Raw genomic sequence first — 14,365 nt, forward strand, 5'->3', positions numbered from 1 at the left:
GGACTACTCCTAGTGTTTGCACTAGGACTTCCGATGTTCGTCTCAACCTCGCAAGACGGCCCTCACCGGGAGCTTACTTTAGCGCCGACGTTTCGCCGAACTAAATAATCTCCGATGGGCCGCTTCTTCCATGTTGTCGGTCTGGTGAACCGCCTGGAAACGGAAACGCGTAGCGGAAAGCAAGGGCGAACGGCGGACTATCTCAATCGCCTGGAGAATGGCCGACGATATTCGGCGATGCAAAGATGACGACGGCGCCTCTCGACCGCCTGACCCATCACTGCGAGATCGTCAAGACCGGAAATGAATCTTGGCGCTCCAAGAACCGCTCTCAGAGCTAAAGGCCAAGCGATGATCTACCGCAAATGGGGCGCGAACTTGGATAAGCAAAAGGGGTCAATGTTCAGTGCTGATTGACAATCCGCTCTGCTGGCGCTGCAGATGGATTTCTACACTCGCACCACCGCCCGTCCGGTTCGCAAGCTCTAGATGTCCTCCATGAGCGATTGCTATTGCCCTTGCCACCGAGAGCCCAAGCCCTGTTCCGCCAGTTGCGCGCGAACGCGACGGATCGCCCCGCCAAAAGGGGTTGATCGCCACCGCCTGCATGTCCTCCGGAAAGCCCGGGCCACGGTCGAGAACGCGGATGACGGCGCTTCCATCCGCCAGTTGCTCCGTTTCGCAACGCAGCTGACCACCGCTTGCTGCATAGCGGCAGGCATTTTCCAAAAGAGCTAGCACAGCCTGACGGATACGGGACGAGTCCGCTGATATCCAGGCCGGCTGAAGATCGGTCTCGACTTGAAACTTGGATGCGTCGACTAAGGGTTTGGCCGATGCAAGAATGGCATTGACGACCTCGGCAACATCGAGCCTTTGACGCTGCATCACGAGTTTCTGGTCTATTGCCAACGAAAGCGTGCGCAAATCCTCGACAATTCTTGCCAAGCCTTCGACCTGAAGCAAAAGATCGGAAATGGTCTTCCGCCTCATGGGGAATACACCGTCGAGCATGCCCTGCAACGATCCCCGTAGAATCGTCAGTGGTGTGCGCAGTTCATGCGCGACCGCCATATTATTGAAACGCAATCTTTCTTCCATTGTCTCAAGACCCGTGGCAAGAGCATTGAAGCTCTCCACAAGGCTGGATACTTCACGGGTCCCGTTGAGAGACGCGGCGACCCGCACTGAAAAATCTCCCGTTTCCAGGGCTTTGGCGGCGGAGGTAAGCTCTTCCAGGGGACTTACGATCCGTCGTACCAGATATATCCCGATGACGGCGCATGTCAGAGCGGAAAACAGGCTGAAGATCACTATGGAAAGCTGAATTCTCAGATCTGTCTGCGTTTCGATGTGAGCGAGCAGAATCTTGAGCGCATCTCTGTCATCAACGGCACCCTCGTTCAAAGTCCTGAAGGCGGCCTCGGCACTCGGCGGCAGGTTGTCGGTTGCACTTTGCTCGATATAGGAGGCATACCAGCCGACCCCTAGACCAGTCATGCCGACGCTGAGAACGAGCATGGTTGCAATTACAGTCGCGGTGACCGTGGCCAATGACAGGTTGGAAAATCTGGGCATCTTCACTCGGGATCGAAGAAACGGTAGCCAACTCCGCGTACCGCAGGGAAAAAGCCCTTCTGCCCCATATCCTCCAGCTTGCGTCGAAGATTGGAAATATGCATGTCCACAGTGCGAACCAGGGCATCGCTGTCGGGCAGGCAGGCGTCGAGAATATCGGACCGCGCAAAAGCCCGGCCCGGATGGCGGATCATATGGGCGAGAATTCGGAACTCGCTTAACGTCAGAGACAGTGGCACGCGTTTTCCGTCCTTGTCGACGACTGCGGAGTAGCTGCCGAAATTCACTTCCAAGGCGCGAAACCTTTGGATTGTATCCTGTCTTTCTCCCAGGGTCCGACGCAGAACCGCCCTGACCCGGGCAACGACTTCCTGCGGGTTAAATGGTTTGACGACATAGTCGTCGGCACCAAGACGCAGGCCGCTCAGGCGGTCGAGGTCATCGGCGACAGCCGTCACCATAATGACAGGCGTAGAACTGGTCTGACGCAGGCGACTCAAAACGGCAAAACCGTCGAGTTTCGGGATACGCACATCCAGTAGCACGATATCGGGCTTCAGTTGAACATGATGCTGAAGGGCGGTTTCGCCATCGCTGGCCCGGACAGTACGAAAGCCATCTCGCGACAGATACCCTTCGAGTATTTCCGCGATTGCCGGTTCATCCTCAACGATCAGAACGAGACTGTTGTCCACGCTAATTCCCTGCAATTCTTTCGTCTGCCTCCGTCTCGACGCCGAAGGCAAAATTATGATGGACAACGAGGACGTCTGCAAATTCCAAACCGCGCTGCCACGACAATACCACCGTTTCCGGACAATATCTTGATCTCGTCTTGACCATTCCTTGATCGTCTCGCTGCAAACCGTTGGTATCGGAACTTTCGGAGACGTCGGCATGCGACTTGCATTTGATTACTTGAGCTCCGTCCTCGTCGAGGAGCAGCAGCCAGCCGCGCCGAGGGTCGCACGATTCGGCTCAATGAGAAGCTTACTGGGCGCAACATCCGGAATGTGGCCAACAAGATCTTCGCGCGTGAGCATCAAGCAAAAGTGGAAGAGAGCTATGCTACTTTCAACGGCGACCGCATTTTTTGGTGCGGCATCCTTTTCTGTCGCGCTTGAGAGCGCCGGGGCCGCCGCCGCCGAGCAACCGAAATCGATATCGGTGATAGCGTTTCCGAGCCCCCACAATTGGCCGATCTGGGCAGCGCAAGAGAAAGGCTATTTCGATCGCAACGGTATCGCGGTGACGCTGACGCCGACGCCGAACTCGGAGTTCCTGATGACCGGCCTTATCGACGGCAGGTTCGACATTGCCATGGCAGGGATCGACAATGTGGTCGCTTATATGGAAGGGCAGGGCGAAGCGCCGACAAAAGAGAAGCCCGACATCTTTGCCTTCATGGGCGCCGGCAACCACGGCTTTCTGCAGTTCGTAACTGTGCCGGAGGCGAAGAGCTACGCGGATCTCAAGGGAAAGCAGCTCTCCGTTGACGCCGTCACGACCGGTTATGCGTTCGTACTTCGCAAGCTGCTGGAGAAAGGCGGTCTCAAGGTCTCCGATGTGGAATTCGTCAGCGTCGGCGGGTTGCAGGAGCGTTTCCAGGCGCTAATGAAGAAACAGCAGGCTGGCACTCTCCTGATCTCGCCAATGCATGCGGCCGCGCAAGCCAGAGGCTTCAATCTGCTGGCCAATGCTGACGATGTTCTTGGCCGCTATCAGGGCACGGCTTTCTCCGTACGTCGAAGCTGGGCGAGAGACAATGAGGCGGCACTAGTCGGCTATATACGCGCATATCTTACCGCTCTCGACTGGCTCTATGAGCCGGCCAACAAGGCTGAGGCTATCGCAATCCTGCGCAGGAATATGCCGAATATGTCGGAGACGTTTGCCGATGTGAGCTACGAAATCCTTCTGCATTCCGAAACGGGGATCAACCGAACAGGTGATCTCGACATCGCGGGAATAAAAACCGTGCTGGCCTTGCGGAGCGAGTATGGGGAGCCACGCAAGGTGCTGACGAACGTCGAGAAATACTACGACCTTCAATACCTGGCAAAGGCTGCTGGTCCGTCAAGGCAGCCAACGAACCCGTAGATCGATTTGCAAGAGTGCAAAGCGTCATCATGCATGGCTGCGGCCGCGGAATCGCGCGTGCCAGCATCTGCGTCTCATTTGACCCCTATAGAGCTGAAAACAATGGCCATTTACATGACATCGTCTGATCGACCTTTCAAGCAAAAGTCGCGAATCTGGGCGCTTTGGGCACTCACTGCCGCGTTTATCACTTTCCATCTTGTCGTCGGCCCGGTCTTCCCCCTGGGAAGCGTCGCTCTGACGCTGTTCGCCCAGATTGGAACATTATTGATTGCGTTTGGCGTCATGGGGCGGATCTGGTCGATCGTCTATGTTGGCGGCCTGAAAAATTTGGAGCTTGTAACCGAGGGGCCATATTCGGTCACCCGCAATCCTCTCTATCTCTTTTCCCTGATTACGATCAGCGGCGTCTGCCTGGTGTTTGGAAGCCTGCTTGCCACGGCGATTTTCACACTGCTCGCCTACATCGTGTTCCGATATACGGCGAAGCGGGAAGCACTATATTTGGCGCATCTGTTCGGCGAACAATACGCAGAATATGCCCGTCGCACACCATTGCTCTGGCCCGATCTCTCAATGTTCAAGTGGGGACAGGCCCACGCCATTTCTCGAAAAGCGCTGCTGGCGACAGCCCGAGACGCACTTTTCATTTTGGCCATGATTCCCTTTTCCGAATTGGTCGAATATCTCCGCGAAAGCCGCCTCCTTCCGCTGTCGATTATCCTCCCCTAAACGCAATCAGGCGGATCGCCACGCTATCTGAGCGCCGCATCTCAAGGCGTATCGCGGATGTCACGACGTCTTTCCCCTTCGTCTGGCCGCGCAAGTTTTTGCGCCCAGGTGCCGCCAAAACTGCTTCGTTGTCCCACTAGGAGTTTCTCATGCCAGTAAATTTTTTGGGTTTTTCCCGTACTGCTTTGGTTGCGCTAACGGCTATCGCGGCTGGCTGCGCTAGCACCGATCCGGTGGCCTACCAAGGCATCGCCTCTTCCAGACAACTATCTGTGAACACCCACAACAAGGATGGAAAAGTCCCACTGCTTTATTCCGGTGGCGGTGTGAATTTCAGGGCCTACTCCGCAGTGATCGTAGAGCCTGTTCAAATTTACAGAGACCGCGACCACCACTTTGTCAATATAAGCGACAAAGACAAGATCGCTCTTGCTTCCTATATGAAAGACACATTCGAAAATCGCTTGAAGTCAAAATACACGCTGACCTCAATACCAGGTCCTGCCACGTTAAGGCTCAGACTCACATTGACAGGCGCGAAGTCGAGTGCTCCTGTTCTCTCCACAGCAGCAAAACTTATGCCCCTCGGGCTGGCGGTCAACAGCGTTCAGGCCGCCCGTGGAAAAGAAGGCACACTCAGCGGTTCCATTAATTACTATGTCGAATTATACGATAGCGCCACCAACACACTGCTCTTAGCTTTCGTTTCGAAGCAGTATCCTGGGGCGCTCAATGTGGGAGCAAGCTTGGGACCGCTGGGGGCGTCCAAAGTCGGAATCCAAAAGGGTGCCGATGATCTCATTGTAAAACTGCAGCCCACCGTCGCCGCTTCGCTTCATTGATCACCGTTCGGTGCTTCTTGTTTCTATTCTCGGCCTTATGGCGCTCGACTGCGGATCGAATAGCAGCTTTCCGTCGAGCGCCAAATCGGTCTCTCCATAAGAATGGATGATCAACCAAACTCGGCGTTGGCCTGTTACATGCATCGAAGGGCGAAGTTGGCAACGGGCGTATGGCTGTCCAATCACGCGCAGCCATTCTCTTCCAGCCAGGAAAATACACCGGAAAACTCTAACCAAAATTGGCCCAGTTTGAAGGGTTCAGATCAATCACTTGCGGGATCGAACGCCAAAGTGACGCCTGCCTCCGGCACCTACCAAGTCGGTGACATCGGGGATGTAGATATTTGCTGATGATTCGAGGTGAAGAGTGGTGCGGACGACGGGAATCGAACCCGTACTCTCATAGAGAAGCAGATTTTCATACCACTTCGACTTTCGCCGCCGCCTTTCAGCGTTCGTGGTCTGGACTGTCCCTTCGCCGTGGCCCGTAAGCTTTAGGCGCCGCCCGTCCAGTCTCTACACCTTCCCTCGTGAGAGGGCTTGGCTCGGGATTGGCTTAGGGCATTTACCCGTTAGCGTTCCCCGACTTTGAGCGGTTCTACTCCGCAGATTTCCCTGCGGGCACTCCAATTTTAAAGTCTGCTGCGTCTACCGATTTCGCCACGTCCGCCTTTTTGTCGCCGATTCTACCCCTAGCTCTCTGCACCTATACTGCACCTAGCATGGAATCGGTCTTCTTCATCCTCCAAACCAACACCTTCCTAAGGCATTGAGAGAACTGCGTCTCTCGCCTTACGAACTTTTTTGCGGAATGGTAGAAGTAAGTCTTTTTAAGTCCCTTGCGTCTACCAGTTTCGCCACGTCCGCTCGCCTTTCCCCTTCAAGCACTTGAGCGATTCAGTCAAGGGAATGTTTGCGGCAAGGGGCAGAACTCAGCTCGGCTTGTTCTGGCGTTGAGCGGTTCCGACGCGATTGTCTCACCGCCCTCCGAGAGCGTTCACCAGCGCCGGTATAATCATTATAATTATGCCGCGCAGTGGGCGATCATATGCAAGCGAAGCCCGCTGGCACCGGATGAACCGGATTGAAGCGGGCCTCTAACCATCATCATGATGGCTGGCCGCATTGGAGACGGACGGTTCCACTGTGTCAATTCGAAGATTTTGGGGGTAGCTGTCGGCTGCAACGGCTGGTGCAAATCATGGCAGTTGCGTCTTTGCTGGTCGCAAGCCTTGGTTCCGCGAATACGGAATCTCGCTCGCACAGGTCGGAAACCGGGATAAACAGGCTTTCGTTACTCATGTTTCCTGTGTCATAGCGAAGGCGAATTGAACAAGGATGGACGACGCCCGTGGACAAGCAGAATGTTCTCGATGCCACCGAGGCCATGCGTGGCCTTTTTCCCGCAACGCCGCTGCAGCTGAACGAGCATCTTTCAGCTCGCTATGGCGCTGACATCTGGCTGAAGCGCGAGGATCTGACGCCGGTGCGTTCCTACAAGATCCGCGGCGCCTTCAATTTCTTCCGCAAGGTGATTGCCGCAGGCGGCACGGGCAAGACCTTCGTCTGCGCGTCGGCCGGCAATCATGCGCAGGGCTTTGCCTTCGTCTGCCGCCATTTCGGCGTACCGGGCGTGGTCTTCATGCCGGTGACGACGCCGCAGCAGAAGATCGACAAAACTCGCATGTTCGGTGGTGAATTCATCACCATCAAGCTCTTCGGTGACTTCTTCGACCAGTGCTATCAGGCGGCGCGCGAACATGTGCAGCATATCGATGGCGTCATGGTGCCGCCTTTCGATCATGTCGATATCATCGAGGGGCAGGCGACGGTCGCCGACGAAATCGCTGAGCAATTGCCAGACGGTGTCATGCCTGACCTCATCATTCTGCCTGTCGGCGGCGGTGGATTGGCGGCCGGCATCACCGGTTACTTTGCCGATCGGCTTGGCAAGGAGACATTCGTCTTTGCCGAGCCTGCGGGTGCGCCGAGTCTGCGGCGCAGTATCGAGGCGGGGCAGGTGGTGACGCTGACGAAGGTCGACAATTTCGTCGACGGCGCGGCTGTTGGCCGTATCGGCGACCTGAACTTCGCTGCCCTGAAGGGGTTCGCGCCGGAGCAGGTCAGGCTGATCGAAGAGAACGCCATCTGCGTGACGATCGCCGATATGCTGAACGTAGAGGGTGTCGTGCTTGAGCCGGCAGGCGCGCTGGCGATCACCGCACTGGAGACCATGGATCCAGATGCCATCCGTGGCAAGACGATCGTTGCGGTCGTCTCCGGCGGCAATTTCGATTTTGAGCGCCTGCCTGATGTCAAGGAGCGCGCCATGCGCTATGCCGGGTTGAAGAAGTACTTCATCCTGCGCCTTGCCCAGCGCCCCGGCGCGCTGCGCGATTTCCTCAACCTTCTCGGTCCAGACGACGATATCGCCCGCTTCGAATATCTGAAGAAGAGCGCCCGTAACTTCGGTTCCATCCTGATCGGCATTGAGACCAAGGATTCCGATAATTTCAAGCAGCTGGTCGAAAAGTTCGAGCACGCCGGCATGGGCTATGAGGACATCACCGAGAACGAGATCCTTGCGAACCTGATCATTTAACTTTGCGACCTCACGTCCTTCATGCTAAAGGCGATTCATGGCTTCGATCTTGTCCAATATTCTCTCGATCTTCACCGGCGGCGGCGCTTCGGCGACGAGCGCTGAAAAGGCCGGTGGCTCCACCATCAGCGCCGAACCGCAGACGCATGGCGACTGCACGATCCATGCGACGCCGCAGCGGGAAGGCAATCAGTTCCGCCTGATGGGCAGGATCGAGAAGGATGTGAACGGCGAGACGCTGGTGCGCAACTTCATCCGGGCCGATGTCTTCACATCCTCGGACGATGCTCTCGAATCCACCTTCCGCAAGGCGCGGCAGATCATCGACCAGAACGGCCCATCGCTGTTCGGCGACGGCGAAAAGGTTCGCCAAGTCTAATTTCCAAAACCGGCTGGCGACAAGCCGTAAACGGCAATTGCCATTGAAGGAACTGAATGTTCTTTCAATGGCTTGCAATTGTTATGCCGCCGTCGAGATCTGCGGCTCGTTGGTAACGGGAAAATTCACCGAGCGGGCGATGAAGCACATCTCGTGCGCCTTATGATGCAGCTCAAGCGCCGTTCTTGCGTCGGATGCCGCATCGATGACGATCCTGGGGCGCAGGACGACCGAGGTGAATTGCCCGGCGCTGCTACTCTCTTCCAGCATCGTTCCCTCCGCCGCGTCCTCATAGGACAGGACGATGACGCCGGCTTGCGCGCAAAGGCCGAGATACCAAAGCTTGTGGCAGGCCGACAGCGAAGCGACCAGCAGGTCCTCGGGGTTCCACCGGGTGGGATCGCCGCGGAAGCTCGGGTCGGAAGAGCCGGCGATCGTCGGTTTTCCCTCGGCACGTATCTCATGATCCCGTCGATAGCCGCGATAGCTCGACGTTCCCGTACCGTCATTGCCGGTCCAGACGACGTTGACATGATAGGTATGTTGCTTGTCTTTCACCGAAATCCTCCGACTGCTATGCCCTGGGTGAACCTCATCGACGCATCGCAGCTGCGTATATCGCAGGAGATTATCTGAAAGCTAAAGCCACTTTCGCGATAAATTGCAGACCGGTCTCGCGCAGTCGTCGACATTTGGCGATACGCCTGACACGCAAAGGCCGCCATCAGCATCCTGCATCAGGCGGCCTTTGCCGTCAGTTGGAAATCAGCCCACCCGGCTTCCCTATGCCTCTCAGGCAGACCGGAAAAGCTTGGCGCCCGACGGAGCGCTGGTGGCGCCGCCGTCGACGGTGATTTCGATGGCGGTGACGTTGCTCGAGTCGTCGGAAGCGAAATAGAGGGCCGCTTTGGCGATCTCTTCCGCCTCGCTCATGCGGCCAAGCGGGCTCAGGCTGCCGAAGCGGGCTTCCAGCGCATCCTTGGCGTCTTCGGTCATCGCCCGCGTGTTCCAAATCGGCGTCTTGGTGGCGCCCGGCGTCACCTGGTTGACGCGGATGCCGCGCGGCGCGAGTTCGGAGGCGAGGTTGCGGGTCATGGCACGCACGGCGCCCTTGGTGCCGGCATAGGCGGAGTAGCCTGGGATGCCGAGAACGGCATGCACGGAGCCGTTCAGGATTACCGACGCACCGTCGTTCAGATGCGGCAGCGCCGCCTGCACGGTAAAGAAGACGGCGGTGAAATTCGTGCGGACCACCGTCTCGAACTGTTCGAGCCTGGTCTTTCCAACGGCGGTTTCGCCGGCAATCCCGGCATTGGCGAAGAGGATATCGATATTGCCAAGCTTTTCAGCCACTTCCGCAAAGGCTTTCTCAGTCGCGGCAACGTCGGTGACATCAACCTGCAACGCTAGGACATCGCCGCCGAGCTCTTCGACGGCGGCGGCAAGGGTCTGCGGGTTGCGGCCGGTGATGGCGACCTTGGCGCCCTCGGCGAGGAAGACGCGGGCGGTGGCAAGGCCGATGCCGCTATTGCCGCCGGTGATGATGGCAACCTTGTTCTTGAGGCGCATGTTGGTAACTCCTATTGGCTTCAATCGCGATCTGGATTATGATCGTTCTCCATAAGGATTATGATGATAATCCACATTCGTCAAGCGGCTTGAGAGGATTCTTCGATGGGCCATTCGCAGCTGGAAAAACAGAAGACGCACGAGCGGATCGTCACGCTTGCGGCCAGGCGCCTGCGTGAAGAGGGGCTGGAAGGGATCGGTGTCGCCGATCTCATGAAGGAAGCGGGGCTGACGGTTGGCGGCTTCTACAAGCATTTCGCCTCAAGGGACGAGCTGGTGGCCGAGGCCGTTCAGGCGGCGGTGGAGGGGCAGCGGCGGCAGATGCAGGAGAGAGGGATCGATCCGGCCGATATCCCATTGGCGGACTATGCCGAGAACTATCTCAGCGCCTCCCATCGCGACCACTGCGGCGAAGGCTGCGCCTATGCGGCCCTAACCGCCGATATTGCACGCAGCGGCGAAGCCGTCCGGACGATCGCCACGGAAGGAATGCAGAAGAATATCGAAACGATGACGGCGCGGATGCCGCAAGCGGACGCCGCCGACGCCCGGCGCAGTGCCCTCATCGCCACTTGCCTGATGGCCGGCGCGGTCGGTCTTGCCCGCGTTGCGAACGACGAGGCGCTTTCCGACGAAATTCTGGAAGCCGCAAGGAGTTTCATGAGGGAGCTGGCGGAAGACGACGGAAAATAAAAAAGCGGCCGGTGAGAACCGGCCGCCGTGACGTGTCGTCGTACTTGCGAATTAGGCGGCAAGTGCCAGTTCGGCAGCGCGAGCCTGGGCAGCGCCGATTGCCTTTTCAGCAGCTTCCGGACCGAAGGCAAGGCCTTCGACATAGACCGTTTCGACATCGGTGATGCCGATGAAGCCGAGGACCGACTTCAGATAGGGAACGGCGTGGTTCAGCGGAGCGGCCGGGCCTTCCGAATAGACGCCGCCGGATGCGAGCACGATATAAGCCTTCTTGCCGGTGGCCAGGCCCTTCGGGCCGGTCTCGGTGTAGGTAAAAGTGCGGCCGGCGCGGGCGACGTTGTCGATCCAGGACTTCAGCGACGAATAGATGCTGAAGTTGATGAGGCCTGTGCCGATGACCAGCGTGTCGGCGGCGAGCAGCTCGTCCACCAGCGCTTCAGAAACCTTGATGGCTTCGTTCTGTTCAGCGGTGCGGGCGTCGGCCGGCGTACGAATGGCGGCGGTGAAGAATTCATCGATATGGGCCAACGGAGCGCCGGCCAGATTGCGATGAACGATCGTCTTGCCCGGATTCTGGGCCTTGATCTTGTCGGCAAGATCGCTGGCGATCTTGGTGGAGACTGAGTCCGAGCGCGGGCTGGATGTCAGAAGCAGAATGGAGGACATGCTATGTTCCTTATCAATGGGTTGCGATAGCCGGATGGGAGGTTCGGCCACGTTTCGCATCCATAGATAAGTCTTCAGTGCTATCGAGAAAAACTGTGATAATATGGATTGGAATGATCGATAAAATGGATAGCCCATGCTTCCCAACCCAACGCTTGACCAATTGCAGGTTTTTCTGACCGTTGCCGAATCCGGCAGCTTCTCCGCAGCCTCGCGCGTGCTCAACCGCGCGCAGTCGGTGATCAGTTATACGATCGCCAATCTCGAGGCGCAGCTGGAAATGCCGCTGTTCGAGCGTTCGGGCTCGCGCCAGCCGAAGCTGACGGATGCGGGCAGGGTGATGCTCGAGGATGCGCGCCGCATTCTCTCCGATCTCCAGGTGATGCGCGCCAGGGTCAAGGGCCTGAAGACCGGGCTCGAGGCGGAGGTGGCGGTCGCCATCAGCGTCATGGTGCCGACGAATGCCACGGTGGACGTCCTGAGAGAGTTCCGTGACCGCTTCCCGTCCGTCTCGCTGCGGCTTGATGCCGGCGAGCTCGGCACAATGATGGAGCTGGTCGCCAGCGGCAAATCGACGATCGGAATCGGCGGCGCGGTCATAAAACAGGATGATTCCATGGTGATCGAGCGCCTTGGTCACTCCTTCATGATGCCGGTCGCCTCACCACTCCATCCGCTTGCCCAGATCAAGCGGCCGCTGACCCTTGCCGACGTGCGCGAAGAGGTGCAACTGGTCGTCACCGATGCTTCAAACCTCACCAAGGGCCGGGATTTCAATGTCCTGTCCTACAAGATCTGGCACCTCAGCGATATCGCCACCAAGCATCAGCTGATCCGCGGCGGCCTCGGCTGGGGCGGCCTGCCGGCTTCGCTGATCTATGAAGATCTGCAGAAGGGCCGGCTCGTGCATCTTGATCTCGATGCCTATGAGCAGGGCGAATATCCGATCTATGCCGTGCGCAAACTCTCCAATCCCCCCGGTCCTGCGGCGGCCTGGATGATCGAGGCCTTCCGTGATCGCCTGTCGCAATGCCCGGACCGGGTGGATTTCAAGGCGGCCATGGACGTGTTCCGTCCTGACGAAAACCAGTTGGCGGCGGAATGAAAATGGGCGCCCTCTGAGGCGCCCATTTTCATTTTTGTAATTGTGTAGCCGACTACAGAACCAGCCGGAAATTATTGAACCCGTCCGTGCCTTCGCCGGCGTCCTCGATCTTGACGCTCTTCACCTCGGCAAGGAAGCCCTTGGCCTTGGGTGAGCTTGGGAACAGGACGGTGGTGCCCGGTAGTGGCTTGAAGGTCCAGTTGCCGTCGGCGGTCGGGTTGATCGTGCCCTGTTCGTGGACATAGCGGACGATGACGTCGCGGTTGGTGTCCGGGGCCTTGTAGATGACCTTGTCCGCTGCGATTTCCGGGAAGTTGCCGCCGCCGCCGGCGCGGTAGTTGTTGCTAACCACCACGAATTTCTGGGCGGGATCGATCGGCTTGCCGTTGAATTGCAGGTTCTGGATGCGATTTGCATCGGCATTCAAGAGCTTGCCGTCATCGCTGAAGCGGCGAGGCTGCGACACGTCGATCTGGTAGGTGACGCCGTCGATGATGTCGAAGTTGTAGGACGGGAAGCTGTCGTTGAGCAGAGCGACATCCTTGGCGCCCGGCTGCACCTGATTGAACATCGCCGCCGACATTTCCAGCCAGTTCTTCACCTGCGCGCCGTTGATGACGACCGCCTGAACTGTATTCGGATAGAGATAGAGATCAGCGACGTTCTTGATGGCGATATTGCCGGCGGGAACGTCGGTATAGTAGTCGACGCCGTTACGCCCACCGCATTTGAAGGGCGCGGCTGCCGAAAGCACCGGCAGATCCTTGTACTGCGTCTCTTTCAGCATGTCCTTGATGTACCAGATCTGCGCCTGGCTGACGATCTGCACCGAGGGATCGTCGGCGACGAGCGCGAAATAGGAGTAGAGCGGCGCCGAGGTCTTGCCGACGGGCGTGCGGACATAGGCGAGCGTCGCTTCGTGCTCGGCCTTGGCGGCTTCGACCACTTCCTTCTTGTCGGCGACATCGGCGATGACCTTCTTCTTGTCGTCGCGGTGATAGATCGGCCGCGCCTCGGCGGTGAAGTCGACGATCTTCCAGCTATTGCCGTCCTTTTCGAGCAGCAGATCGATCAGGCCGAGATGCGAGCCCCAGAAGCCGGCCATGACGGTAGGCTTGCCATGCAGCGTACCCTTGACCGGATCGGCGTCCTTGATGCCGTCCCAGGTCTTCGGACCGGGGAAGACGAGATGCTGGTGGCCGGTGAAGACGGCGTCGATGCCGGGAACGGCGGCGACATAGAGCGAGGCATTTTCCATCTTGTCGGAGGGCGCGCTGCCGTCGATACCGGAGTGCGAAAGCGCGATGATGATATCGGCGCCTTCTTCCTTCATGACCGGCACCCAGGCCTTTGCGGCTTCGACGATATCGCGCGTCTGCGCCTTGCCTTCGAGATTCTTGATATCCCAGAGCATGATCTGCGGCGGTACGAAGCCGATGAAGCCGATCTTGATCGGGCTTTCATTGCCGGCGCCGTCCTTGATCTTCTTTTCAAGGATCAGATAGGGCTTGAAGAACAGATCGTCCTTCTTCGGGTCTGAAGCGAGCTGGCCCTTGGTCAGGTTGGCGCAGACGAAGGGGAAGTTCGCGCCGCCGAGCACCTTGAACATGAAGTCGAGGCCGTAGTTGAACTCGTGGTTTCCGAGCGTGCCGACCTCGTAGCCAAGCGTATTCATCGCCTTGATGACCGGATGGACATCGCCCTCCTTCATGCCGTGCTGATAGGCCATGTAGTCGCCCATCGGATTGCCCTGCAGCACGTCGCCATTGTCGATCAAAAGCGAATTGGTGGCTTCGGCGCGGATGTTGTCGATGATCGTCGCCGTGCGCGACAGGCCCATCGTGTCGTTCGGCTTGTCGGCGTAGTAGTCATAAGGGAAGACGTTGACGTGAATGTCAGTCGTTTCCATGAGGCGCAAATGCGCCTGATTGCCAGCCGCGCGGGCAGCGAAGGGATGCAGCACGATGAGCGCGGCGGTGGCGCTCAGGCCCTGCAGCAGGGAACGGCGCGACATGCTGGGCAATTCCAGAATGGAAGACATGAAACACTCCTTCAACGATTATTATGGTTCTCGATCACCTCTGGGGGTGAGGGAGATT

At 57.9% G+C, this 14,365-nt stretch carries 13 protein-coding genes and 1 pseudogene; 8 read left to right on the forward strand and 6 right to left on the reverse strand.

Features of this window, described 5'->3' with window-relative positions; all coding sequences use genetic code 11:
• Window positions 1–117: 117 nt before the first annotated feature.
• A pseudogene (locus tag AC1RO0_RS00005) lies at window positions 118–341 on the forward strand (ATP-binding protein); the annotation flags it as partial.
• Between the two features lie 55 nt (window positions 342–396).
• On the opposite strand, the gene AC1RO0_RS00010 reads toward AC1RO0_RS00005, so the two are convergent.
• On the reverse strand, window positions 397–1,578 hold the full coding sequence (locus tag AC1RO0_RS00010) for an ATP-binding protein (protein WP_498590967.1): 1,182 nt from the start codon (window positions 1,576–1,578) through the stop codon (window positions 397–399).
• A gap of 2 nt (window positions 1,579–1,580) precedes the next feature.
• Window positions 1,581–2,273, reverse strand: coding sequence for a response regulator (locus tag AC1RO0_RS00015; RefSeq protein ID WP_498590968.1), 693 nt, complete (start codon window positions 2,271–2,273; stop codon window positions 1,581–1,583).
• A 151-nt stretch (window positions 2,274–2,424) separates the two neighbouring features.
• On the opposite strand from AC1RO0_RS00015, the gene AC1RO0_RS00020 reads away from it, so the two are divergent.
• The 5 genes from AC1RO0_RS00020 to AC1RO0_RS00040 all read left to right on the forward strand — a co-directional run bounded on the left by AC1RO0_RS00020 (window position 2,425) and on the right by AC1RO0_RS00040 (window position 8,233).
• Window positions 2,425–3,678, forward strand: a complete 1,254-nt coding sequence (locus AC1RO0_RS00020; protein ID WP_498590969.1) for an ABC transporter substrate-binding protein — start codon at window positions 2,425–2,427, stop codon at window positions 3,676–3,678.
• Between the two features lie 102 nt (window positions 3,679–3,780).
• On the forward strand, window positions 3,781–4,410 hold the full coding sequence (locus AC1RO0_RS00025; protein ID WP_498590970.1) for a methyltransferase family protein: 630 nt from the start codon (window positions 3,781–3,783) through the stop codon (window positions 4,408–4,410).
• Window positions 4,411–4,559: 149 nt separating this feature from the next.
• Window positions 4,560–5,252, forward strand: a complete 693-nt coding sequence (locus AC1RO0_RS00030) for a DUF3313 domain-containing protein (protein WP_498590971.1) — start codon at window positions 4,560–4,562, stop codon at window positions 5,250–5,252.
• A gap of 1,351 nt (window positions 5,253–6,603) precedes the next feature.
• A complete protein-coding gene (gene ilvA / locus AC1RO0_RS00035) occupies window positions 6,604–7,854 on the forward strand; it encodes a threonine ammonia-lyase (RefSeq protein WP_498590972.1) in 1,251 nt (416 codons plus the stop codon).
• 37 nt (window positions 7,855–7,891) lie between these two features.
• Complete coding sequence (locus AC1RO0_RS00040; protein ID WP_498590973.1) at window positions 7,892–8,233, forward strand: HlyU family transcriptional regulator; 342 nt, start codon at window positions 7,892–7,894, stop codon at window positions 8,231–8,233.
• Window positions 8,234–8,314: 81 nt separating this feature from the next.
• On the opposite strand, the gene AC1RO0_RS00045 is transcribed toward AC1RO0_RS00040, so the two are convergent.
• Window positions 8,315–8,791 carry an OsmC family protein gene (locus AC1RO0_RS00045; protein ID WP_498590974.1) on the reverse strand — a complete coding sequence of 159 codons (477 nt, stop codon included), beginning with the start codon at window positions 8,789–8,791 and terminating at the stop codon, window positions 8,315–8,317.
• Window positions 8,792–9,025: 234 nt separating this feature from the next.
• Window positions 9,026–9,802, reverse strand: coding sequence for an SDR family NAD(P)-dependent oxidoreductase (locus AC1RO0_RS00050; RefSeq protein WP_498590975.1), 777 nt, complete (start codon window positions 9,800–9,802; stop codon window positions 9,026–9,028).
• 105 nt (window positions 9,803–9,907) lie between these two features.
• Here AC1RO0_RS00050 and AC1RO0_RS00055 point away from each other — a divergent pair, with 105 nt between their 5' ends.
• Window positions 9,908–10,495, forward strand: coding sequence for a TetR/AcrR family transcriptional regulator (locus tag AC1RO0_RS00055; RefSeq protein WP_498590976.1), 588 nt, complete (start codon window positions 9,908–9,910; stop codon window positions 10,493–10,495).
• A 51-nt stretch (window positions 10,496–10,546) separates the two neighbouring features.
• Here AC1RO0_RS00055 and AC1RO0_RS00060 read toward each other — a convergent pair whose 3' ends face one another.
• Window positions 10,547–11,161: an FMN-dependent NADH-azoreductase gene (locus AC1RO0_RS00060; protein WP_498590977.1), complete on the reverse strand. Its 615-nt coding sequence runs from the start codon at window positions 11,159–11,161 to the stop codon at window positions 10,547–10,549.
• Window positions 11,162–11,297: 136 nt separating this feature from the next.
• Between AC1RO0_RS00060 and AC1RO0_RS00065 the strand changes: the two genes are divergently transcribed.
• On the forward strand, window positions 11,298–12,266 hold the full coding sequence (locus tag AC1RO0_RS00065; RefSeq protein WP_498590978.1) for a LysR family transcriptional regulator: 969 nt from the start codon (window positions 11,298–11,300) through the stop codon (window positions 12,264–12,266).
• Window positions 12,267–12,318: 52 nt separating this feature from the next.
• On the opposite strand, the gene AC1RO0_RS00070 is transcribed toward AC1RO0_RS00065, so the two are convergent.
• A complete protein-coding gene (locus tag AC1RO0_RS00070) occupies window positions 12,319–14,307 on the reverse strand; it encodes a bifunctional 2',3'-cyclic-nucleotide 2'-phosphodiesterase/3'-nucleotidase (RefSeq protein ID WP_498590979.1) in 1,989 nt (662 codons plus the stop codon).
• Between the last annotated feature and the right edge of the window lie 58 nt (window positions 14,308–14,365).

The sequence above is a fragment of the Rhizobium sp. GW821-FHT14E12 genome (genome assembly GCF_058803745.1).